Here is a 23,060-nt window from a genome sequence, read left to right as displayed (position 1 = left end):
CTTCTTCAAATAATGCGCTTTTCCTCCTAACTTTTTTTTAAAGTTACAACATCTGTCAAACCATGGCAGGTATATTTTTATTATCCAAAGGAGTGATTGCATTGAACTCTGAATTGACCAATCCGACTCAAGGAAGTTATGTCCCCCCTGCGGCGGCCCAAGCGCCCGTAGTCTCTGTGAAGCATTGGATTTTAACCTTCATCTTATGCGCCATTCCCATCGTAAACATCATTATGCTGTTCGTATGGGCCTTCGGAGATCAAACCAATCCCAACAAAAAAAATTACGCCCGGGCCTCCTTGCTCCTTGCCGTTATCGTTATCGTCCTCTACATTATAATTTTCCTGCTCATCTTCCTGATTTTCGGAATCGGCGCGGCTTCGCATTTTCCCGGGACTCAAATTTGAGTAAATTCGCATAAAGTGTTTGAGCGAGAGAGACATTAACCAACGTAACTACAATTGAATCGAAGGCGGCGATCCAAGTTATGTCTCCCCAATCGTCTCAACGTCCATCCGCTAAGCAAGGGCAAGCGGTCACCAAAGAACAATTAAACGATGTGTATGCGGCGGGAACCAGCGACGGTGTCGTACAGCTTGAGAACGGCACGATGGATATCTCCGGCAGCGAATCCGGCGAAGCTAAGCGAAATGAGAACCAATGAATACCTCCTCCTCGATCGTGACATACTAGTATGCAGATGAACGAGGAGGTGATTTCGAATGGCTGAGAACCAAAACGACGCGGTTCAGCACGGTCTGAACGCCGCCAAAGCTAGCGCTGAGGATGCTGAACAGCAGCAGCAAGTAGAACAATTATCTTCCCTGCTGCAAAACAACGCAGAGAATGCAAATGCTACCTCCTCTGCTGTTAACGAAAACGAGTCTGATTTGAGCGAATAAATCATTGCCCCGGCAAGCCTGGAGCTTGCGAGAGGCTGAAAAAGAAAAAAACTGATTTCGCATGATGCGAAATCAGTTTTTTTGACGTGCCCTGAGAGATTCGAACTCCCGGCCTTTTGATTCGTAGTCAAACGCTCTATCCAGCTGAGCTAAGGGCACATAAGTTCATTTGCTTATTGTAACATATATGAAATGGTTGTCAAGGCCGGTACGCGTTCGTCGTCCATCATTGGGAAACCGGAATGGCCCATAGCGCGTACCGAAAATCGGGCTTTAGGCAGGTTCAGGCGATATGCCGACATATCGCCTGGAATAAATCCGCTGGCCAGTTTCACTCATGCGGAAAAGAGACGCCTCTCCTTGAAAGCAAGCAATGATTGGCCGTCTTGTTCTTATCCGTGCTTGCAATTGGATCACGCTGTACCGCCAAAAGCCCGTACCTTCCCTGCGCTGACGAGCAAATATCCCGGAAACAGCCGCTGTTCTTCTGCCGGCAGCGTCTCATACCATTGTCGTATCGCTTGCTTGACCGGCTGCGCCTCCGGTATATAATCCAGAAAGTCCAAACTATTGAGAAATCCGATATTCGTTTCTCCGATCCATTCGATGCCGCTCCTCCGGAATTCGTCTTCGACGGTCAGCACCGGCTCCTCGATACCGTACATCCACGTCCCTTGACGCTCGCCATACGCTTTGCCGGCGCGATACGGCAAACATTTGGCATAAGGAGTCAGCGTAACGACCATGCCTCCGGGCCGGGTCACCCTGGCCATTTCGCGCAGAATGGCTACCTTCTCATCCGAAGTAAAATGCTCCAGCACCCCCGCATTCCAAGTAAGATCGTTGCTCTGCCCGGACACCTCCATGCATCGGATGTCCGACAACACGAAGTTCCCTTCGCAGCCTGCACTGCGAAACGCGGCCCTGCTGTTGGCGAGAGCTTTTTCCGAGTAATCGACCAATGTCACGCGCGCTCCCTCTCCGGCCAGACGCAGCGAAATTTTGCCGCTTCCCGAGCCCGCCTCCAGTATGTCCTTGTCGCGGAAATCGCCGGCCAGTTCCCGCATCGTTTCATATATGGATTGACTGAGCGGGTCCCACGAATACGAAACATTCCCCGACCAAATCCCGTCCCACACTTTCTTCTGCTGGTCAGACATCCTTTCACTCCCGTCCGTTGCCCTGCGGCACGAATTTTTGCAGCAGCTGCTCGAATACCTTCGAGTTCGGATAAAGCGCCGACAGCTGCTCCAGCCCGTAAGCGCCGTACTTTTGGAATAAGCCTGTTTCATTTAACGTAAAATCCGCATGTCTGTCAGGCAGCGACATTCTTTGCGCCATCGTGGCATGATACACCCATGAATGCAAGCAGCATTTCGGCTTCCACCGATTCCGCGTTCCCATATAAAAGGAGTAGCCGACGAGCAAGCTGTCGTCCTCATACCCCTGCTTCCCTTTCATAAACCGGGTGTCGTACCCGCCCACTTCGCGCAGAGCGGCGGACTTGTGAACGACGGGATGCACGAAGCCTTCTCTGATCTCGTTCCTCGATAAACTCTCCAAATACGCGATCAATTCGTCCGTCTGTTGCGGCACCGTGCCGTACAGGCCGAGAGGCTGCAGCTCGCCGCCGGACGTCAGTATGCCCGGACAAACTAAGGGATCGTCGGAAGATTCCAAATATGCGATGAGCGGCACATGCCAATTTCTAGGAAATGCCATATCGACATGAATTTCAGAAATATAGGGCACTTCCTTAAATCGATCCCAAACGTAGCGGAAACAGCTCTGCCTCGCTTGCGCGATCCCGACATTGGCGCCGTCGCCCAGTATAACGGGAGCCAAGCCGAATGCGCCGAACAGCCCGGACAGCTGCGCATTGCTTAAGCCGCCCTGATTATATACGACAAGCGTGTGATCGTCGGACGCCCGCAAGCTTTCGGCCGCACGGCGCAGCATCGCAACATCGTAACCGAGCGCATCGTCGCTGCGGATCAGCAGCGGCATCGTATGAATGATGTTCAAAGGCAACGTTTGCCCCCTCCCATGGACCCGATTATTCCATCCACTCGATCAAATTCGGATTTTCATCCAGAATCGACATGTACTGTTCTTTCCACCCGAACTTGGCATCGGGATCGAGCTTCAAGTACCGTTCATACTTTTCCCGCCGGTGACTGGATTCGGACCAGCCCAGATGCTTCAACCGCAAGTCGGATAAACGATGAGGGAGTGCAAAGATGTTCTCCGGAAATCTGCCGCAGTGCTGCTGCGTTTCCTTCCACGTGTACGTTCTGTCGCTCCGGTAACGAAGCAAGAACGGACGGTAAAAAAAGTGCGACCGCCATAAATGGTCTTCCCGGTAATGCGTCGCATTCCAGAAATCATACAGCCGAAAGCAAAACAAATCGGTACCGGAGTCCTCGATCAACCGGCGGACGCTGTCGGCAAATTTTCGCTCGAATATTTCGTCCGCATCCAGATTCAGAATCCAATCCGGATTCGTTGCCAGCGTCTCCTCCCATTGCTGCTTGCGCAATTCGATCTCATTGCTGAATTTGGATTGCTCATTCCGGATGAGCTTTACAGGGATTCCATGCAGCATTTCGAGACAAAGCTCGGCCGTACCGTCCGTACTGCCGTCATCGATAATTACCGCCTCGTCGATATATTTCCGATGCTCCGATAACGCCTCTTTCAGAAACCGGTCCGCTTCATTTTTAACGACCATGGATAATGTCAATTTCTGCGTCCGCCTCACCTCCGTACCCAGGAAGGCGGGAAGCGGATTACGGTCGCCGGCTGCAATCCCAGCTTCCCTCTTGAACGCTTCCACTCGTTCCAAATCGGAATCCCTATACAAATGCAGCGCAGGATAATGCGTGTCGACGAATAACGAAAATCCGAGAGCCGCTGCCCGAATGCAAAAGTGCCGGTCCTCCCCCCAGAAGGAGAGGTTTTTAATCGGCTTGAAATGGACACCGGACAACAGGGCATGCCGGCTGATTAACGTGCAAGCGCCCAAGCCGCCCACCTCATAGATCCCCGGAATCCTTAGCTTGGCGATAAATGCAGCCGTACGCGCGGCGATGTCCTCGCTGCTCAGATACTCTCCCGGCCGATATTCCCACAGCTTATATTCGTCATGAAGCCATACTTGAGGCTGCATGGAAGCGCCCGGCTGCCACCGGGTCCAGAAAATTTCCGAGACGATATCTTTCCCCGCTGCTGCCAAATGTTCGATCGTATCCGGGTGCAAAACCAAATCGGAATCGATCAAAAATAAGTAATCATACTGGAGATTCACTGCATGCTCAATCATTGCGTTTTTAAATTCGGCAACCTTCCATATTAAAGTGTCGTGCCATACATGCGTCGTTTCGTTGCACTCATAATTGTTTCTCTGGTCCGAATAAATGATGAACACCCGCTTGGCATCCTCGACAAACCGGTGAAGAAGCTCCGTTGATTGCGGGTCTTCGTTATCGTCGACGAAAAGATAAGAGAGCTCGACGTTTTCCTGCTTAAGACGAAGCAGCGAACTTAAAAATTCGTGCAAAATCGCCGGCTTCTGATGAATCGGACTGCCGACCAACACCTTTTTTTTACTTTCCGTCATATGCTTCTCCTTGGCCTATCGATTCACTGTTTTTCAGTACGCCTTCCAAATACGATTTGTTATGCAGTATGCTCCGGTCTTTGGGCCGGTAGCGGCGCGCCCGCTCGTTATGCAGATAAGCCAGCTTGTATTCGCCGATTCGATCGTAACATAAGCACAGCTGCAAATGAGGAAGCCAGGTTGAGCATGCCTCGTTGCGAAAACCCATCTGCTGCTCCGACGGTTCGAACAATGTGGCCAGGTTATACCAGAAGATCGCGGTTTGAAATTCTTGTTTGTTCAAAAAGTGGTAGCCCAGCCGACAGCAAAATTCAGGACGCGGGCGGTCATATCGAAAAGAGCGTAATGCGGATTCGAATTCCAGCTGCTCATTTCCGAGCTGATGATAGCAGTCCGCCAGTTTGCCGCAAGCGGAGATGTTGTCCTCGATCCACCCTTTTCCTGTGGCGAGAAACTGCTCATAATAGCGAGTCGCCATCTCCGGCTTGCTGTGGTCAAGAAGCTCGTTGGCATAGTAATACAAATCGCGCGGAGAGAACTGCTCCCCTGCGCCCAATCTGCGCTCGTAAATATTTATGTTGCGATCGCTGTCGTGGCGAAGGCTGCTATGAGTGACGGCAATATCGCTGTTGTAAATTTGTCCCCATACTTCCAAGTACTCGTGAACCGCGCCGATCCACCGAAAGTTGTTGCTTCTCTTCACAAGTCGGTTGCGCCGGACGCTCGAGGTCACGTTGCCGAATTCGTCAAAAGCAAGGTGGTACGCCATAGTGACGGAATCGACAGACGGATCAAGCGTTTCCTTCAGCGATACGAATGCGGCAAGCTGATCTCTCTGGATCACATCGTCCGCATCCAGCCATAAAATGTAATCTTTTGTCGCCAAGCCAAACGCATAATTTCGCGCGGCTGCGAAATCATCAATCCACTCAAAATCGTAGATGCGCTGCACAAAGGAACCGGCGATCTCCTTCGTGCGATCAGTAGACCCCGTGTCGACAATGATGATTTCGTCCACAGCCGAGGCGACGGAGGATAAGCAGCGCCCGATGACATCCTCCTCATTTTTGACGATCATGCAAAGGCTGACCGTAATCACACGATCCCTCCTAACCTTCCGAAGTCCGTTTCTACATATATATTCAAATATATTCAAAAAAAACAGTTTAGAATTTAAATTATCATTTTTTGTAAATAAACATGAACTATTCCAGTGATATCACATACAATAATCCATAGGTTTTCACCCAAAATTTGTATTATTTACAAGGGATGTGGAGGTTTTTTTCAAATGAGCATGCCGAAAATTCCCGAGGAACCATACAGACCGACCAAAGAAGAAGTCGTTATTGATTTGTTAAAGTCGATTGCAATGGAAGAGACCGCAATTTCTCACTTATTGAATGCCGAGGCAGAGAAAATTCAAGCGTTCGTCGGCAAATGCCTCGATTTTCCAACGAGTCCGACGACCCGGGAGATCATTAAGTTTGAGGGTCAAGTGTTTAAATTGGTCGATATTATCGTGATGAAAGAATGGCTGCTCCTTAGAAAACTGGAGAATGTAATCGAATTTGACTGCATGGAGCCATGCTGTGAGTGCGAGGAGTAACGACAATGATGAATGCGGACACCAACTCCAAGCTGCCTGTTGCCCTTGAGAATTGCTTGAATTCCGCGGTTGAAACGCATATCGCTTTCCTCATTTTTGTGGAAGCGATGAGCCGCTTAACGGAGGGGATGCAAAAACGAGAGCTTGAGCGAGAACATAAGAACCGGTTGTTTCATTGCTTAGACCAGTTTGTTATTCTTTATATGCAAAAAACAGAAGCATACTTTACGCTACTGGACAGCCGCGGTAACGGATCGGACACGGTTACCAAAGCGTTTTTTCTATTATATGCCAAAAAAATGAAACAAAAACTGGATGACCTGAAAAAACTATTCGCAAACATCGATCGCTTGCGATACTTGTCCGAACAAGGCGCCTCGGCTCCGCGCCCCTCTCCGCCCTGGCTGTCCCCGCTTTTGACGTACAAACTGCCCGCCGGCAAATATCGCATAACGTCTTCTTGGCATCGCAGGCAATTAACCGCTCAAACGGACGGCGGCTTACCATGAAGGCGCGCATTTCTTTATGCATGATCGTCAAAGATGAAGAAGCTTGTGTAGAGCGCTGTCTGCAAAGCGTTAGGGGCATTGCGGATGAAATGATTATCGTGGACACCGGTTCGACGGATAAAACCCCATCGATTTGCAAGTCTTTCGGAGCCGAAGTATTCGATTTTCCGTGGGAGGATAGCTTTGCCAAAGCGCGTAATTACGGCTTGAAGAAAGCTTCGGGGGATTGGATTCTTTGGCTGGATGCCGACGAGGAGCTGCGGGCGGGGCACGCTTCCGAGCTGCGGGATGTAGTCGCTTCGACGCCTCATGACGTACTGCTGATGACACTCGTCAACTTTTACGGAAAAACGGCCGATTTGGATCAAGTCTATACTTCGGCCAGCCACCGGTTGTTCCGCAACGGTTTGGGCATTCAATTTACAAACGATATTCATGAGCAGCTGAATTTACCGGAATTGAGCGCTTCCTTGTCCGGAATCGGCATCCTTCCCGTTTCCATTTATCATTACGGCTATTTGGATACCGTCACCGAAAGCAAAAATAAATTTGAACGAAATTTCACTATGCTGGTGAAGGAAAAACAAAAGTCCGGACACAGCCCCTTGGTAAGTTATCACATAGCGAGTGAATATTACCGTATAAAGGAATACAAACAAGCATTCGATGAGCTGAATCACGCTATCCTCGGCTTTTTGAATATCGGACAACTGCCTCCTTCCATCGTATACAAAATGAAGTACGACATTCTGCTCGCGCTAGGAAGCATAGACGGAGCGTGGCCGGCCATTGAAAAAGCGATCGCTTTGTACCCGGATTATGTGGATCTTCACTTTTACAAAGGAATCATTCTTTACGTTAAGGGACGAATCGAGGAAGCTTTGGCCGCTTTTCAGAAATGCCTGGAGCTGGGCGATGGCCCGCTTCATTACTTGTCGCTGAAAGGCGTGGGAAGTTTTCAAGCCTTATACTATATGGGCCTGTGTCATGAAAAAAACGGGGATCTTAATGAAGCGAAACGGTTTTACGAACAGACTTTGCAAGTATGCTCCAACCATGCGGCAGCGCAGCAGAAGGTCGGGTGGGACCCTATCCGGCTTACTTAAGCATAAACTGCAGACGAATAATGAGGGGAGAAAGATATGGTATGTCACAAGCCCATATTCCTAACATAACGCCTCTAATTACAGTTACAGATCATGAAACCGTCAGGCTGCTGATGTCTTCCATCGCGCTCGAAGAAATCGCGCTGGCGCATATTATGAACGCGGAAGCGGAGAAAATTCAATTTATTTTGGGCACTTTGGACTCTTCGATCCAGCCGCCGCCTTACATTAGTTTGGAAAACATTCTCGCCATCAACCAGTCGGTGAGAAAAACGTTGGAAAATGTAGTTTTAAAAGAAGTGCTGCTGCAAGTTAAATTTGCCAATGTATTGGGATATATGGATAAGCTGCTTGAGAGAGAAGCCGGTCCCCCTCAAGGCTAACAACGCCAAAACAAAATATTCATTATAATGTAAAATTTGTAACTTTTCACATTTGTCAATAATACAATAAACTGTCCTTCAATTTAATAAACAGGAGGGTTGATATGTCGCAGTCGAATATCCCTAATATTACGCCGGCTATTACCATTACAAGAGATGACGCAATAAATTTGCTATTGTCTTCGATTGCATTGGAAGAATTGGGATTAAGTCACATTATCAATGCGGAAGGTGAAAAACTGCAATTTGTGCTGGGCACCTTGCCGGGGGTCAGCTCACCAACGCCGACATTGAGCGATCTTTTGTTAGTTAACGATAGTGTGCGAGACACGATTCGTGATCTGACTCGAAATGAATTTCTTCTTCAAAGCAAGCTTGAACGCATCCTAAGCACTCCTGTTTCTATCGGGCCGACAGGGCCTCCAGGACCTACAGGACCGTCGGGAGGACCTCCGGGGCCGACCGGGGTTACGGGCGCCGCAGGCGCTACGGGAGCCACAGGCGCTACGGGGGACCCAGGCGCTACAGGAGCCACGGGCGCTACAGGAGCCACGGGCGCTACGGGGGCCACGGGCGTCACGGGGGCCACAGGCGCTACGGGGGACCCAGGCGCTACAGGGGCCACGGGGACCACGGGGGCCACAGGCGCTACAGGGGCCACAGGCGCTACGGGGGCCACAGGCGCTACGGGCGCCACGGGCGCCACGGGCGTCACGGGAGCCACGGGCGTCACGGGAGCCACGGGCGCTACGGGGGCCACAGGCGCTACGGGGGACCCAGGCGCTACAGGGGCCACGGGCGCTACGGGAGCCATAGGCGCTACGGGGGACCCAGGCGCTACAGGGGCCACGGGCATCACAGGGGCCACAGGCGCTACGGGGGACCCAGGCGCTACAGGGGCCACGGGCGTCACAGGGGCCACAGGCGCTACGGGGGACCCAGGCGCTACAGGGGCCACGGGCGTCACAGGGGCCACAGGCGCTACGGGCGCTACGGGAGCCACGGGCGTCACGGGAGCCACAGGCGCTACGGGGGACCCAGGCGCTACAGGGGCCACGGGCACCACGGGGGCCACGGGCGTCACAGGGGCCACGGGCGCTACGGGCGGCACGGGAGCCACGGGCGCTACGGGCGGCACGGGCGTCACGGGGGCCACAGGCGCTACAGGGGCCACGGGCGCTGCCGGTTCCGGTGCGATCATTCCTTTTGCTTCAGGACTGCCTACTGCGCTTACCACCATAGCAGGCGGACTATTGGGCACAACGAGCCTTGTCGGCTTTGGAAACTCTGTAACAGGCGTATCCGTTCTCGGCAGCGGCGCTATCGATTTGACCGGTGCAGCCGGTACACTTTTGAACTTCGCCTACTCCGTGCCTCGCGCAGGCACGATTACTTCAATAGCTGCCTATTTTAGCGTCACGGCGGCACTGTCACTTGTTGGAACTTCAATTACAATTACAGCACAGTTATATAATTCAACCACTCCTGATAACACCTTTAATCCAATCCCGGGAGCTATCGTGACATTGACTCCCCCTCTTACAGGCATATTAGCGATCGGAGCGATCACCAGCGGAATCACAACGGGTCTAAGCATACCTGTAAGTGCCGGGGATCGTCACTTAATGGTATTTTCAGCTACCGCCACAGGCTTAAGTTTGGTGAATACGATAGCGGGCTATGCCAGCGCAGGGGTTGCCATAAGCTAACAAGAGCTGCGCCAATTTTTTCGAGGTTGACTTCTCCAAGTCAACCTCTTTTTCTTCATTATCTTTCAACTTATTAATCAATGGCAGCTTGTCATTGGCGAACTTCAGCTATATTCGGCTTTTCAACAGGCTGCTTCCTTCGATCGCTGCGCTACCTTCACGATCGCTTGTTCGAATACGATTACTTAAAGGCGGACTACATTCAATACAGCCAATTGGTAAAAGCGTCCGATTCGACCGCGTCGTTAAGCGGGGCGACGGAAGGACGGATGACAAGCAGCGGGCGTTACAGAAATGTGCTGTCCCCTGCCGGTTTTTGCGACGAACTGCGGGCTGCGCTCATCGAGTGGGAGGACATCGGCAGTGCCGTACTCCCAAGGCCGGTCAGAACAGCATACTTCCGGGCGTTATCGACAGCGCCGGATGCGCCATCTCCCGCAAAAACATGCGTTCGCCTTTCAGGCTATCCCTACTTGATGATCCGGGCAAGCCGATTGGAGGGGACCGAGGACGCCCCGCGACTGGCCGTGTCGTTCATCCAAATTTGCCGGAACGTATACGTTGCCTGCTAACCAGATTGAGTTATTTTTAAATTTGACGTCCTTTTTCATCGTAATACCTCCAAATGATTTATTTGAGTAAAAGTAACTTATTCGCTAATTGGAAAAAAACACTGTGCGTCCGGGACTTATTCTCTAGTCCTGCCGTTCTCATCTCCTAACCGAAATATTGTATCCACGCCGAATCGCATCATGCACGGTGAGTGAATTTAGGCGGTCCAGTTAAATGCGCATATGCGTAATAAAGACCTTATGTGTATCATAATAAGCAGGAATAACATATCTTCAATGACCAAGTGGCAGTGCCTTGTGCGTTAATGCACAAAGCTATCGAAACTATGCATTAAAGCCGTTCCCGCACAAAAAAAGACATGGAATCGTAATTCCATGCCTGTCTCAAGCAATGTCTCAAGGAAATGAACGGCCAGAATACATATGAATCGTACCGTTTTTTATAGCCTGCTTTGGCGCTTTACGTCGTATAAATCATCTCGTCCGGAACGATAATACATATAAATACAACGTCGAAAATAAGCTTTCAGCGGCGAAAACTGATGTTTTTCTAATCAATGCAATCCGTCTGCTCTGTCTATATATTTCTCTCCAGCAGCAGCCCGACTTGTTCGGCCACGACATGAGCCGGTTCGGAGATTTCATTCGTAATATACGATTCAACAATACCTACAACGGCTTTTCCAAAAAAATCATGGATGATCTCCTTGCTAAATCCTTTATTCACTCCTTCCGCCGTATTCAGCTCGCCTTCCAATTCTTTAATGACAAGCTTGAAGAAGCCGCTGCGAAAAGAAGGAGCTCCCTTGCTCACCAGAATCGTCGAGAAGAACGCATGGTTGTTTTCAAAATAATCAAACCAAATCCGGGTTGCTTCTACAAAGCTTAAATCCGCCGATGATTGGCAGAGCCTCTCCAGCGCATGAATATGTTCTTCAATCAGCTTATCCAGCAAATCATATTTATCCAAGTAATGAAGATATACCGTCCGGCGGCCCACATTCGCCCTGTCGGCAATATGTTGTATCGTAATCTCGTCAAAGCTTTTTTCGGACAGCAGCTCGATAAAAGCTTGCTTTATCGATTGCTGCGACTTGAGAACTCTTCTATCTACTTTGGTCATTGGAAACAGCCTCTTTTTATTTTTGATTCGATTATACGCATATGTGTTATATGTTATCAATATGCACTTACTTTATACATCTTGAGGCCGATTCTCAGTGTAATCGCCCGTGCACGGCTCAGCAAAAAACTCCGCGCCAGGCGCAGAGTTTCATCTACATAGATCATATATTAATCATTCAAGCCTTTGCCATTCAGGATATGCGGGATATATTTTTCCACCCTCGACTCTCGAGTTTTAAATTGTTTGGGTGAAGAAAAATGCAAAATGTACGCTCTTTGCCGTCCCGGCGTCAATGCTTCAAAAGCTATTTTCAAGTCGGGGAGTTCTACGAATTTATTTTGCAATTCTTCGGGAATGACATATTCCGTGTGCTTTTTATAAGTTACTTGCAACCCGGCTTTTTCAATTCCAATAGCTTCATCAATATATGCTTTCAAAATAAGCTGCATATGCTCGATTTCTTGAACATTCGTGAACCGAATCTGGCGCGCCGCCTGTACCTTCTCCGTTTGTTGGACGAGAGTCCCGTGAGGATCTTTTAGCAACGCGCCTTTGTGGAACAGAAGCGCGCAATACTCCTTAAACCCATGGATCAAAACGATATTATGATTATCCAGCGTGTAGCAAGGATGCATCCACTTAAAATCCTCGGTCAGTCCGCAGTCAAGAACGATCTCTCGCAGCAGCTCGGACTCTTCCTTCCATTTCTTAAGCTTGTTAAAATAGGAATCAAGCTTAGGATTCCTCTCACCCTTTATCATCAAGGTTCCCCCTCTGCTATTTGCCGTTCATCCAATGGCATCTGACTATAATCGACTTGTTTCAGCAGAACATACTTGCTCGATGGCCATCCGGTCCATCAAAAGCCTGTGTTGTCACTGTTCTATTTGCTAATTGGACACTCTTTAGTGACATATCAATTATAGGACACCGTTCAGTGTCATGTCAACCAGCCGCGTACCCGGAATCGGCAATGCTCCTTTAGCTTTTATCCGTTGAAGAAGCCAAAGCGATCGTCTGCTGCACCAATTCGCCGACCTCTGTCGCAACCTGCTCCGTGCTGCCGGTTAACTGATTCAGCAAGAAAGATTCCATAATCCCCAGAACAGCCATACCCAGAAATCTTAAAAACAGCTCGGGATCTCTGCTAAGCTTGCTCCTGTCTATTTTCCGGTCGATCTGCTCCATCATAAACCCCAGCAGCCGTTCCCTGAAGGATACGGTGCTCTTGCTTGCGAACAGTGCGGCGAAGAAGTCCCGATGCTCCTCAAAATAGCGAAACCAGATGACGGTCCCCTCAACAAATCCTTTCTCCTGCTTAAGTCGGCAAATTTCCTCCAGTTCCACAAGCTGTCTGTTGACGATTGAATCCAGCAGGTCGTATTTGTCCACGTAGTGCAAATAGAATGTCTTACGGCTTAAATCCGCTCGCTCGGTTATCTTCTTAACCGTAATTTCATCAAAGCCCTCTTCGACCAGCATCGTCAAAAAGGTGGACTGGATCGCATTCTGCGATTTGATGATTCTGCGATCTATTTTATCCATATCGAGCAACCCCTTATTTATTACACGAATTTCCGTTATGTGTGTAGTAATACGCTCAAGCTAAACATCTGGTCATTGAATGCAGTGTCTATCTGATGTAATTTAAATATACACAAGAGTATTCATACTCACAAGTATATAATTTAAAAAAACAAAGGTGGCTACAAACATGGCAGTAACAAAAAAATCCGTAACATTTAACGCTCGCGGGCTGCAGGTTGCAGGTATTTTGAATATTCCCGACAAAGCCGAAGCACAGAAAAATCCGGCAATCGTCTGCGTCCATCCCGGCAGCAGCTGCAAGGATCAAACCGCAGGCATCTACGCCGAGAAATTGGCCGAGCTGGGGTATGTCACGATCGCATTTGACGCATCTTATCAGGGAGAAAGCGGCGGCGAGCCTCGCTATATCGAGGAACCGGCCGCACGGGTCGAGGACGTTCGTTGTGCCGTCGATTACCTGACTACGCTTGACTATGTCGATGATCATCGGATTGGCGTATTGGGCGTCTGCGCAGGCGGCGGTTACGCTGTGAACGCCGCGATGACCGATCGCCGTATCAAGGCGGTCGGCACGGTGGTCGGCGCCAACATCGGTCGCGTAAACCGTGAAAGCGGCGATCCAATCCAGGCTTTGGAAGCTATTGCGGCGCAACGTACGGCCGAAGCTCGCGGAGCCGAAACGCTGATCACGAATTGGATTCCCGGCAATCAGGAGGAGAGGGAGAAAGCGGGTCTCACCGACATCGATCTTGTCGAAGCGGTTGATTACTACACGACGCCGCGCGGTCAGCATCCGAACTCGCCGAATAAAGTAAACTTCACCAGCCTGGCCGCTGTGTACGGCTTCGACGCCTTTCATCTGGCGGAACAGCTGCTTACTCAACCTCTGCAAATCATCGTCGGCAGCGTTCAAGGCGCCTTCGGTTCGTACAAGGACGGCCATGAGCTCTATCAGCGTGCAGCTTCCGCGAAGAAGGATCTGTTTGTGCTCGAAGGCGCAAGCCACTACGACCTGTACGACAGACCGGAGCCGGTCCGGCAAGCAGTCGAAAAGCTGGGCGCGTTCTATAAAGAAAACCTGTAAACGAGCAGAAATGAAAAAGATGCCGGGAATGTAAAACAGGTACCCGTATACCGGACACTTCCAAAAAAAGTGTTTAGTATACGGGTACCTTTTTGCAATTCCAACCCAACTACATAGAACTGTCGAGCTACGGCATCTCTTCACCTGAATAATGGACATTGTATTGTTCATTTCCTGCCCAATTACCGGCATCTACCATATGGTCAGTTTCTTTTCAGCTGGCGTACGCGGCTTTGGACGGGGCACCTTGTCAAAATACCCCATATGAAGAATACCTACGATCCGCTCGTCTTTCCGTACGCCCAGCCCGTCCCGGAACTCGGGGTTAAAAATGAATTCGATGGTGGACCAGATCATTCCCAGCCGCTGCTCCCACCCTACAAGCTGCAGGTTTTGCATCAGGCAGCAAACCGCCGCGAAGTCTTCATCCCGCTTGTGCTCGTTCTTCTCCTCCTTTGTTACTACGATCAGGTGGGCGGGAATCTCAAGTAACCTGTTTCTCATAAACTCCTTGAGTTTGGGCGGCAGCAGACGGTACCGTTTAAGACTGCCGGATGCAGCCGTAATCAGGTCAACCAGGCGCACCTTGCCATCTTCGCTATCCACATAGATGAACCTCCACGGCTCCCGCAGCCCGTGATTCGGAGCCCACACCGCGTCATTCAACAGTTGAATAACCAATTCACGAGGCACAGGGGTCCGATTAAACGTGCGAATGCTTCTTCTCTCCCGAATTGTCTTGGCGATACTCATGACAATCACGCTCCCATCGCAATGTTCAATGGCCGAAGCTTCCAGATGCGATTGGCGCCTTCCAACGCCGGGCCGCTCGCCTACTCCGGCTCTTTCTTAGTCCAATGCGCGGATACGCTCTGCAGAAATCGCAGAATAGCGTGTAACTCCGCTTCCGTAAACGGCTCGAGCAGCTGCATAAACCGCTCCTCCTCCAGTTTGTGAAGCCGTTGATGGAGCTCAAAAACCTGTCTGCCCTTCGCCGTCAGACTGAAGTAGACTTCCTTCTTATTATCATTCAGCTGCCTTCGCTTTATATATCCTTCCTCCAACAGCTTCACGCTGATTTTCGTGATGCCGGCCTTGGACAAATTCATCTTCTCTGCAAGCGCCGTGTTGTTGATCGGCTCGTTGTTGCCGATGCAGTCGATCACGTGCACGCTAGTCAAGTGACGCGGGATCGATTCCAATCGCTGCTCCTGTGCAAAACGAAAAATTTTGTCGTGCTCCGATTCGATCAATTGCTCGCTCAGATGCGCAAAATGAACGACCTGAGCATGGACCAGCCATTTGATCGTCTCCAACGTATTCATCATCTCACACCTCAGTCACATAAATGATAGTTTACCGATAAACAATCGTATCACGTTCCGACGCCGGAGTGCAACGTTCCCTCCTTCAACGATACGTGATGGTTAATGCACGGGATTGCTCAAGGCGCTGTCCGTTCCCCGTTCCTTCTTCCGCTTTGAGCGGATTGCAAAAACAAATGGCAGAGCCAGCACCACAATTATCGTCGAAAAAAAATTCAAATCGTTGATGCCCATTGTTGTGGACAACTGAGTCAAGTGCGATCCGACGTCCCCCTCCATCAGCCTAGCAGCATGATCGGCAGTACGTGAAGATAGCAGAGTGGTGAAAAGAGCCACACCGAACGATACGAATACATTCCGCAGCCAGTTCTGAATGGAAGAGGCGTAGCCGGTGTACTCGCGGGAAATCTCCTCCATCCCGGCCGTCGTCGCCGGCATCAGCACCAGGGCCAGACCTAGACTGCGGACGGTCATCCACAAGAGCGTATAAGCGGATGAGCTGTCGATCTGCAGCCATGCGAGCGGCAAGTTTCCTGCGGCCATCAACAGTACACCAACAAGCAGTAATGGCATGGGGCCAACTACTTTGTACAGCCGACCGACAATCAAGGACATAATCGCCATGGCAAGTGTAGACGGTAGCAGAATCATCCCCGTATCAAGCGGCGAATGTCCCTGGACATTTTGCAGGAAGACGGGAACAAGAAGCATGCCCGAAAAAAAATTGATCATCACGATACACAGCAATATTACCGTCGACGTGAAGCGCCGATTCAGAAACACTTTGAGCTGTAGAAGCGGCGACTCGATTGACATCTCACGCCAAAGAAACAGCACCAGCGCCGATAACCCGCCTCCCAGACAAAGCAGCGTACTGACCGACCCCCATCCCCAACCGGACCCTTGCGACATCGTGATCAGCAGCAGCGAGCTTGCGGCGATGACCGTCAGAAGCCCCCATAAATCGAATCCCTTCGGCACTTTCAGACGATAGTAAGGAATGAAGAAAAAGGCAACAACGATCGTTAGCAGCCCTAACGGCACATTGGTCCAGAACAGCCACTTCCAGGATTCGTGCTGGATAAGCCAGCCTGCGTATGTCGGTCCAATGGCTGGCGCCACTATCGAAGCGGCGATCCAGATGCTCATGGCTACAGACTGTTGATGCCGCGGTATGATCTGGAATATCATGGTCATCGATGCCGGCACTATAATACCGCAGAATGCGCCCTGAACAATGCGGAAGGCGATCAGCATCGGCGCGTTCCAAGACAAGGCGCACAGCACGGAAGCAACCGTCATGCCGAGCAAGGCGAAAATATACAATCGCTTGTAAGTGAAGCGTTCACCGAAATATCCAGCTGTAGGCGCGAATGTGCCGAGCGCCAACATGAAGCCAGTCAGTGTCCATTGCACGATACTTAAGTCGGAAGCAAATTCTTTTTGAAAGACCGGCAAAGCTATATTAATCGTATTGCTGTTCAGCAGCGACAGGAAGTTCCCCATGAAAATCGCTACAATTAATGGCATAAACTTCATGAGCTTCTGAGGTTGTTGCTCCTCCGTGCTGGTCAAGTTCTTATTTTTCATTGCAAGTTCCACCATCCACTCACCTTTTTATTTACCAGTTAACAAAATATCAATTCGAACACATCAAATAAAAGCGAAATAAAATTCAATTCCGGCTCCACCTCATAACTTTTAATTTACCGGTAAACAATAATGATTATAACTTCTATAATAATGAAAATCAATATCAATTCCATTTTAATCTCACTGCTTGTTTGAATCGCCTCCTCGGTTATGATACTTCTACCCGGCCAGCGTTACTGCATTGAGGACAGCCTGCACAGATGAGGGGGAACCTCGATAAACATCGAAGTCTTTCGCATTCCCCCATGCTGAGATTCCTCCAAACCAACTGAAATACGAACCATACCTGAATCAACCCCGGCTGCTTTTAATTTCGTCATTTAATTGATGATGTGTGGCACTTGCTGGATGTAAAACACAGGTTCCTTCGTTACGATTACACGCCAATTTGAACAGCTCAAATGGTATGCTCCATTAGTTCCGCTACTGCTCGATCAGCAGACCGAAGAGCCCCTTCCAGATGTCCGCCTTGTTCACGAGCGGTTTCTGTTCCGGCAAAAAAGATTTTCTTATCCCAGCTTTGCAGTCCTACGGGTAAGCCATAAAGAGCCGGATGAATTGCTCACGGACAAGCTTCAACAGGTTTTCCTCCCCTAACTCTTCACGTTTCTTGGCCGGTATGCCAAAGAAACCAAAAAGCGCCCCCGCCCCGGTAACAGGCGATGCATCATGGATTTCTTGCAAAGGTCCGACCCAGCTTGCTCGCAGGCCGCTTAACCCTGCGCCGATAATGATAACAGGCTCATATTTTTCCATATTCAATCCTGCTCAACCTTTCTTCTTCCGAACCCAAAGGACAACGGGAATCAACAGCAAAGACAGAAAAGCTCCGGCCAATGAAAGGGTTGTATAGCTGGACTGCGCTACAACCATACCCGACAATGCGCCGCCGGAAGCTCCGCCTAAAGCGATCAGTACATCGATCGTACCTTGGGTTTTCGCCCGAATCTGCGGGGGCGTGGCATGAACAACCGCCGCTGTACCGCTAATCAAACCAAAATTCCATCCCAATCCAAGCAGCGCAAGTGCAAGAATCAGCACCGCCATGGAATCGCCAGGACCAAATGCAGCCAGTAAACCTGACAATAACAACGTAAATCCGGCAACGTACGACATAGCGATATGTCCAACTTTATCAACGAGTACACCTGTGACCAGGGAAGGGAGATACATCGCGGCAACATGAATGCCGATGACAATGCCTACTGCACCCAGACCGTGTCCATGATGTTGCATGTGAACGGGAGTCATCGTCATAATCGCAACCATCACAATCTGTGTAAGAACCATAACCGTAGCGCCAATGATAATTCCCTTTTTATTCGCGGCATTTTCGAGTCGTTTCGCATCATCCGCTATGGACTCGAGTCTTTGCTTTTCAGCTACAGCCTTAGCGACAAGGAATGGATCAGGTCGTAAGAAAACAAACAGCACCACACCCGCAATCAGATACGCCGCTGCCGCCAACATGAACGGCCCTGACAATGGCGGAGCGCCCAAAGACGTGGCGAACTTGCCGGTCAGTGTGACCAGATTCGGACCGGCAACAGCGCCAAACGTGGTGAAAACCATAGCCATACTGATCGCTTTGGCCCGATGGGCTGGCAACGCCAAATCCGTCCCGGCATACCTCGCTTGCAAATTGGTTGCCGTTCCTGCCCCATAAAGCAACATGGAAATAAATAGTAAAGGTATACTGTTTAATAGCGCGGAAAGCACAACGCCAATAGCTCCCAAACCGCCCACCATAAACCCGATAGCCAGCCCAGGCCTGCGTCCCCATCGTTGGGACAGTCGCCCCACTCCATAAGCCGCGGCGGCGGAACCCAAAGTTATGAGTCCTGAAGGAATTCCGGCATAACGATCTGTGCCCAGCATCTCTTTGGCAAGCAATGCGCCTACGGTGACCCCTGCCGCCAAACCCGCTCCAGCAAGAATTTGTGATAAAATAACGACCTTTAACGTTTTGGCATGCAGTTGACGTTGTTTCTCCGGTACATTCACGTAGTCCATAAGGGAAGGCGACAGACTTTGCGCCTTGTTCTCCATGGCTATAGGATTCTCCAACATCTCTATTCCCCCTTGTCTAAAGAAATATACGGGATATGCTCCTCAATACCCGCCTATCGGTTTGTCCTCAAAGCTGGACCACCGTATATTACCATAATGTTCAAATTCTCAATTATTCTATTGAATTATATTTTCGAATATTGGTTACGTCAAGTACATTTTAATGGGCCTGCTAGAGCACCTTTCGACGGAATTTGCATGGCCCTCATCTAGTATATGACAAGATTCCTCGTCTGCTGAAACAAGGGGCAATCCTCTATATGTCTTTTCTTTTTGCTCAATTGAATAATTGAACAACTTGATGTACACTATATAAAACTCCAGATTATCTTTTCAAGAAGTGAGGGAATTCAGAATGGCTGATAACTTGCTGGACTCTGCGACTATGCTAAAAGAAGAGCTCTATAGACAATTATCGAGAATCGGAAAATGCTTGTCGAGCGATAAACGTCTGGAAATTCTGACTTTATTGTCCCAAGGATCAAAAACGGTGGAAAAGCTGACCACTTCCACGGGGATGAATTTTGCAAATGTGTCTCGTCATCTTCAGGTATTATTGGAGGCCAAACTTGTTAAATTCACCAAGAAAGGCACCCACGTTATTTATTCCTTGGCTGATCCTGGTATTGTTGATTTATTAACTTCCTTGTGGAGGATCAGCGAGAAACAACTCCCGGATATCGCAAGGCTTAAAAGCAATTTTTTGAATGACCTGGATAAGATTCAAACTTTGACGATGGATGAAGTTATGGAAAAATTAAATACAGAGTCAATCTTTCTTTTGGATTTACGTCCGAAAGAAGAGTTTGAAAACGGCCATATTGCGGGGGCTATATCCGTACCTATGGCAGAGCTGGAGCATTTTATGCAAAACTTGCCACAGGATGCCGAAATTGTTGCCTATTGCAGAGGCCCGCTCTGTGTGTACTCCGCACTCGCTGCGCAAAAATTGCAGGCTGTAGGATTTAAGGCCTATCGGATGGATGAGGGATTAAACGAATGGCAGGAACATTTCGCACATTAATACAAAATGGATGAAATTATTGCATCGACACCGGCGACCATTTTGGGAATAAGCCATCCCGCCAAGGATGGCTTTTAAAGTTGCCTTTTTATCGTCTCAAGCTTCTTTAAAGCCCGAGAGAAATAGCCCCCCTATTGTATTCCCCTTCACTTGGACCCGGCAATTCTTGAATACGCAACTAATAAGGAATGTAATTGGTCATATTAAGTATATCCCCTATATCACAGCAAGACCGAAACATTCGAATATAAAACAGATGACTCTGGGGAGCATTGGGCAAGATAAACTTCGCCAGCCGCTCTATTTGATATGAGAACACAAAGCCCCTTTCAAGCTTGACTTTTTTGACGCAAAAAACGTGGATACTAGTGAGGTGTCCACGTTTTTTAGGTGAATTTTATTGCAAGGTTTACTTAGTACTTGGGGTTGGTGCTTTTTGTTTGTCGATCGAGAGTTCGCCTTTCCAGCTTCCCTTCGTTCCACCGATGCGATTTACATTAACGTGCAACATCATCTGCTGCGGCAACTTATGACCAGCTGTCACGAATGCGATAAGCCCCTCCGGCTTGCCTTGGTCCGAAATCCCTGTATCCAGTATGTTGCCTTTAGAATCTGTAAGGTATAACGGCAGGTCACCAACGTTAGGAGTACCGAAAAAGTTCAGTACACTAAAGCCCTCCTGTCCAGGTACACTATAGGTTGGATTCGTGCTCTGCTGGCCGTTCTCCTTGCCGTCAGAAACTATATTCAAACCTTGGGTATCAAATTCATAAGGTACTAACGTTCCATCGGCCTTTTCGACTCGGTAATGCAGAAGTACCTTGGAATCTTGTGCATACATCTCTGTGAAATGAATAGTCACACCTTGATCCGAAATTTTGTAATCAATCGGCATAGTGAGACCTTCCGCGGCCGCCTGTTTCACTTGTTTGTCCACCAGGTCGTTCAGATTTACATTGCTTTGGCTAAAGTAGGAGTTGTTAAGCGCAAACGCACTTGTCGGAATCAGGATGGCAGCCGCTAAGCTGAAAGCTAATATTTTTTTCTTGAATGTCATCTGAGAGTTCTCCTTTTTGGCGTAATATTGGATAAAGTTTTGCTGAATCCGTTGATCAAGCTCATCTGGAACTTGAATCTCCTCTACATATTTTGTCAATACTTCGTTTAAATTTTGTTTAGACATTTTTTAACGTGACCTCCTTCGCCAGATGAGTACCGAATCTTTGTCGAAGTTGCTTCAACGCCAGGCTATTTCGTGACTTGACGGTACCGACCGGAATTTGAAGTAACTCAGCTATTTCTTCGTTGTTGTAGTCGAAGTAATACTTGTATAAGACTACAACACGCAATTTATAGGGTAGCTTACCGATAAAACCCAACAATTGCTGCTGTCCTTCGCTTTGGATCAGAAACTCGTCGGGGAGCTCCGGAGGACGACGTTCTTGAAGCATGTCGTGTTTTTGCCACAGGCGGAACCTGCGCCATATTTGCCTACGCCAATTATTGATTTGATTGATAACGATTCCGTTCAACCAATACGAGAAAGAACGTGAACGGTCAAAGCTCGGCAGTGATTTGAATATTTGGCAGTAAACTTCGCTCACAATGTCATTCACGTCTTCCTTATTGCGAATCAGCATCGTCACCGTGGCATATACGCTTTTCTTCGTTAAACTGTATATGACCTCAAATGCTTCCTGATCTCCTTCCACCAATCGATCTATCCATAAATGTAATTCTTTATCATTCATCTGAGGGGCCCTCCAAACTGTATACACCCTATATTGGCTCCATCGTGAAAAATGGTTCAATTTTTTTAAAAAGGGGGTCCGCCAACATTTTAACGAAAAGATACGCTAAGGAATCACCGGCTTTTATCTCGTTAAGGGATCATCTTTCCACCGATCTCTTTTTTAACGTTCGCTAATGTTTTCATTAAGATAAAATTATCAGGGTATTTATAGAATATTTTATATTCCTTATCATTAAACGGAATGGAAATTGACAATGTATTGTCACGTCCAGTTCCATGATTCGAAGCGTCTACTGAAAGTTGCCTTGAACCACAACTCGTTAATCATATGACCTCCTAGATTATGTAAAGCATTGCACTTTGATATTACATGTGTAATCAAAAGATGTCAAACAAAGCAAAACAATTGACACCAACGAATCACAGATGTAATATTATATCTGTATTACAAATGTAATCCATCAAGGAGGCTTATCGATGACTAATCCTATCCCCAAAATATCCGAAGCCGAATGGGAGGTCATGAAAGTGCTTTGGAACCGATCTCCCTTAACGGCTAACGAAGTAATTGAAGCTTTGCAAAACGTAACCGCATGGAAACCAAAGACGATCCGCACTTTGCTAAATCGCTTAGTTGAAAAGCAGGCCATCGACATTAATCGTGATGGTAAAGTGTTTGCCTATTTTCCACTTGTTCAGGAAGACGAGTGCCGCCGCGCTGAGGCCGACTCTTTCCTAAAACGGATCTATGGAGGGGCATTCAAACCCATGCTTGTACATTTTATAAAGGAAGAAAAGCTTTCCCCGGACGATATCAAGGAACTACGGAGTATCCTTGATGAAAAATCTTGATGTTATCAGCTTTCATATTGTCTTTCGCAAAATGATGAAGATGCTGCAGCGATCGCTTCTGAAGTCTTAAAGAAAATGTACTTCGATCAACACTTGTATGCATCGGATCAAGCGACACAACAGAGAAAAATAAAATCCATAACGGTATTTGAGTTTCTACAAAGAAGAAATGTCTTAGCGTTGTATTCATTGAAGAAAGGAAAGGATGAATGTGGT

Annotated in this window: 24 protein-coding genes, 1 tRNA gene and 1 pseudogene; 11 read left to right on the top strand and 15 right to left on the bottom strand. The window is 48.7% G+C overall.

Going from position 1 to position 23,060, the window contains the following annotated elements:
- Positions 1–101: 101 nt before the first annotated feature.
- From N0M98_RS09705 to N0M98_RS09695, 3 genes are all read left to right on the top strand, one after another.
- The gene (locus N0M98_RS09705) at positions 102–407 is read left to right on the top strand and encodes a hypothetical protein (protein WP_259617713.1); all 306 of its coding nucleotides are present in this window, start codon (positions 102–104) and stop codon (positions 405–407) included.
- Positions 408–487: 80 nt separating this feature from the next.
- Positions 488–664 carry a DUF4025 domain-containing protein gene (locus N0M98_RS09700; RefSeq protein ID WP_259617712.1) on the top strand — a complete coding sequence of 59 codons (177 nt, stop codon included), beginning with the start codon at positions 488–490 and terminating at the stop codon, positions 662–664.
- Positions 665–722: 58 nt separating this feature from the next.
- Positions 723–902 carry a hypothetical protein gene (locus N0M98_RS09695; protein ID WP_249862905.1) on the top strand — a complete coding sequence of 60 codons (180 nt, stop codon included), beginning with the start codon at positions 723–725 and terminating at the stop codon, positions 900–902.
- 85 nt (positions 903–987) lie between these two features.
- Here the strand turns inward: N0M98_RS09695 and N0M98_RS09690 are convergent.
- The 5 genes from N0M98_RS09690 to N0M98_RS09670 all read right to left on the bottom strand — a co-directional run bounded on the left by N0M98_RS09690 (position 988) and on the right by N0M98_RS09670 (position 5,620).
- A tRNA-Arg gene (locus N0M98_RS09690) sits at positions 988–1,061 on the bottom strand.
- Between the two features lie 254 nt (positions 1,062–1,315).
- Complete coding sequence (locus N0M98_RS09685; protein ID WP_259617711.1) at positions 1,316–2,062, bottom strand: class I SAM-dependent methyltransferase; 747 nt, start codon at positions 2,060–2,062, stop codon at positions 1,316–1,318.
- A 4-nt stretch (positions 2,063–2,066) separates the two neighbouring features.
- Complete coding sequence (locus N0M98_RS09680) at positions 2,067–2,933, bottom strand: hypothetical protein (protein ID WP_259617710.1); 867 nt, start codon at positions 2,931–2,933, stop codon at positions 2,067–2,069.
- 25 nt (positions 2,934–2,958) lie between these two features.
- Complete coding sequence (locus tag N0M98_RS09675; RefSeq protein ID WP_259617709.1) at positions 2,959–4,521, bottom strand: glycosyltransferase family 2 protein; 1,563 nt, start codon at positions 4,519–4,521, stop codon at positions 2,959–2,961.
- Complete coding sequence (locus N0M98_RS09670; RefSeq protein WP_259617708.1) at positions 4,508–5,620, bottom strand: tetratricopeptide repeat-containing glycosyltransferase family 2 protein; 1,113 nt, start codon at positions 5,618–5,620, stop codon at positions 4,508–4,510. The genes N0M98_RS09675 and N0M98_RS09670 overlap by 14 nt, the downstream gene beginning before the upstream one ends.
- Positions 5,621–5,812: 192 nt before the next feature.
- On the opposite strand from N0M98_RS09670, the gene N0M98_RS09665 reads away from it, so the two are divergent.
- The 5 genes from N0M98_RS09665 (at position 5,813) to N0M98_RS09645 (ending at position 9,837) form a co-directional block, all read left to right on the top strand.
- Positions 5,813–6,130, top strand: coding sequence for an alpha-helical endospore appendage domain-containing protein (locus N0M98_RS09665; RefSeq protein ID WP_259617707.1), 318 nt, complete (start codon positions 5,813–5,815; stop codon positions 6,128–6,130).
- 5 nt (positions 6,131–6,135) lie between these two features.
- Positions 6,136–6,639, top strand: a complete 504-nt coding sequence (locus N0M98_RS09660) for a hypothetical protein (protein WP_259617706.1) — start codon at positions 6,136–6,138, stop codon at positions 6,637–6,639.
- Positions 6,636–7,745, top strand: a complete 1,110-nt coding sequence (locus N0M98_RS09655; protein WP_259617705.1) for a glycosyltransferase family 2 protein — start codon at positions 6,636–6,638, stop codon at positions 7,743–7,745. Before N0M98_RS09660 ends, N0M98_RS09655 begins: the two co-directional genes overlap by 4 nt.
- A 41-nt stretch (positions 7,746–7,786) precedes the next feature.
- Positions 7,787–8,128 carry an alpha-helical endospore appendage domain-containing protein gene (locus N0M98_RS09650; RefSeq protein ID WP_259617704.1) on the top strand — a complete coding sequence of 114 codons (342 nt, stop codon included), beginning with the start codon at positions 7,787–7,789 and terminating at the stop codon, positions 8,126–8,128.
- A 104-nt stretch (positions 8,129–8,232) separates the two neighbouring features.
- On the top strand, positions 8,233–9,837 hold the full coding sequence (locus N0M98_RS09645) for an exosporium glycoprotein BclB-related protein (protein WP_259617703.1): 1,605 nt from the start codon (positions 8,233–8,235) through the stop codon (positions 9,835–9,837).
- Positions 9,838–10,986: 1,149 nt separating this feature from the next.
- Here the strand turns inward: N0M98_RS09645 and N0M98_RS09640 are convergent.
- The 3 genes from N0M98_RS09640 to N0M98_RS09630 all read right to left on the bottom strand — a co-directional run bounded on the left by N0M98_RS09640 (position 10,987) and on the right by N0M98_RS09630 (position 13,080).
- Positions 10,987–11,532, bottom strand: coding sequence for a TetR/AcrR family transcriptional regulator (locus N0M98_RS09640; protein WP_259617702.1), 546 nt, complete (start codon positions 11,530–11,532; stop codon positions 10,987–10,989).
- 170 nt (positions 11,533–11,702) lie between these two features.
- Positions 11,703–12,296: a YdeI/OmpD-associated family protein gene (locus tag N0M98_RS09635; protein ID WP_259617701.1), complete on the bottom strand. Its 594-nt coding sequence runs from the start codon at positions 12,294–12,296 to the stop codon at positions 11,703–11,705.
- Between the two features lie 220 nt (positions 12,297–12,516).
- Positions 12,517–13,080: a TetR/AcrR family transcriptional regulator gene (locus N0M98_RS09630; RefSeq protein WP_259617700.1), complete on the bottom strand. Its 564-nt coding sequence runs from the start codon at positions 13,078–13,080 to the stop codon at positions 12,517–12,519.
- A 169-nt stretch (positions 13,081–13,249) separates the two neighbouring features.
- On the opposite strand from N0M98_RS09630, the gene N0M98_RS09625 reads away from it, so the two are divergent.
- Positions 13,250–14,167 (top strand): alpha/beta hydrolase, encoded by a 918-nt coding sequence (locus tag N0M98_RS09625; protein ID WP_259617699.1) that lies wholly within the window; start codon positions 13,250–13,252, stop codon positions 14,165–14,167.
- Between the two features lie 192 nt (positions 14,168–14,359).
- Here the strand turns inward: N0M98_RS09625 and N0M98_RS09620 are convergent, their stop codons facing one another.
- The 5 genes and pseudogenes from N0M98_RS09620 to N0M98_RS09600 all read right to left on the bottom strand — a co-directional run bounded on the left by N0M98_RS09620 (position 14,360) and on the right by N0M98_RS09600 (position 19,194).
- A complete protein-coding gene (locus N0M98_RS09620) occupies positions 14,360–14,920 on the bottom strand; it encodes a nitroreductase family protein (protein WP_259617698.1) in 561 nt (186 codons plus the stop codon).
- 80 nt (positions 14,921–15,000) lie between these two features.
- Complete coding sequence (locus tag N0M98_RS09615) at positions 15,001–15,495, bottom strand: MarR family transcriptional regulator (RefSeq protein WP_310943432.1); 495 nt, start codon at positions 15,493–15,495, stop codon at positions 15,001–15,003.
- A gap of 99 nt (positions 15,496–15,594) precedes the next feature.
- A complete protein-coding gene (locus N0M98_RS09610) occupies positions 15,595–17,082 on the bottom strand; it encodes an MDR family MFS transporter (RefSeq protein ID WP_259617697.1) in 1,488 nt (495 codons plus the stop codon).
- A gap of 460 nt (positions 17,083–17,542) precedes the next feature.
- Positions 17,543–17,865: pseudogene (locus N0M98_RS33850) on the bottom strand (flavin monoamine oxidase family protein); the annotation flags it as partial.
- A gap of 48 nt (positions 17,866–17,913) precedes the next feature.
- On the bottom strand, positions 17,914–19,194 hold the full coding sequence (locus N0M98_RS09600; protein WP_259617747.1) for an MFS transporter: 1,281 nt from the start codon (positions 19,192–19,194) through the stop codon (positions 17,914–17,916).
- Positions 19,195–19,570: 376 nt separating this feature from the next.
- On the opposite strand from N0M98_RS09600, the gene N0M98_RS09595 reads away from it, so the two are divergent.
- Positions 19,571–20,239 carry an ArsR/SmtB family transcription factor gene (locus tag N0M98_RS09595; RefSeq protein WP_259617695.1) on the top strand — a complete coding sequence of 223 codons (669 nt, stop codon included), beginning with the start codon at positions 19,571–19,573 and terminating at the stop codon, positions 20,237–20,239.
- 409 nt (positions 20,240–20,648) lie between these two features.
- Here N0M98_RS09595 and N0M98_RS09590 read toward each other — a convergent pair whose 3' ends face one another.
- Both N0M98_RS09590 and N0M98_RS09585 read right to left on the bottom strand, forming a co-directional pair.
- A complete protein-coding gene (locus N0M98_RS09590; protein ID WP_259617694.1) occupies positions 20,649–21,422 on the bottom strand; it encodes a DUF4179 domain-containing protein in 774 nt (257 codons plus the stop codon).
- On the bottom strand, positions 21,415–21,990 hold the full coding sequence (locus tag N0M98_RS09585) for a sigma-70 family RNA polymerase sigma factor (protein ID WP_259617693.1): 576 nt from the start codon (positions 21,988–21,990) through the stop codon (positions 21,415–21,417). Before N0M98_RS09585 ends, N0M98_RS09590 begins: the two co-directional genes overlap by 8 nt.
- A 479-nt stretch (positions 21,991–22,469) precedes the next feature.
- Here N0M98_RS09585 and blaI point away from each other — a divergent pair, with 479 nt between their 5' ends.
- Complete coding sequence (blaI, locus tag N0M98_RS09580) at positions 22,470–22,844, top strand: penicillinase repressor BlaI (protein WP_259617692.1); 375 nt, start codon at positions 22,470–22,472, stop codon at positions 22,842–22,844.
- Positions 22,845–23,060: the final 216 nt, after the last annotated feature.

Source organism: Paenibacillus doosanensis (assembly GCF_025060755.1).
Lineage (GTDB): Bacteria > Bacillota > Bacilli > Paenibacillales > NBRC-103111 > Paenibacillus_S > Paenibacillus_S doosanensis.
The sequence above is the reverse complement of the archived record's forward strand: the minus strand, read 5'-3'. Positions and strand labels throughout refer to the sequence as shown.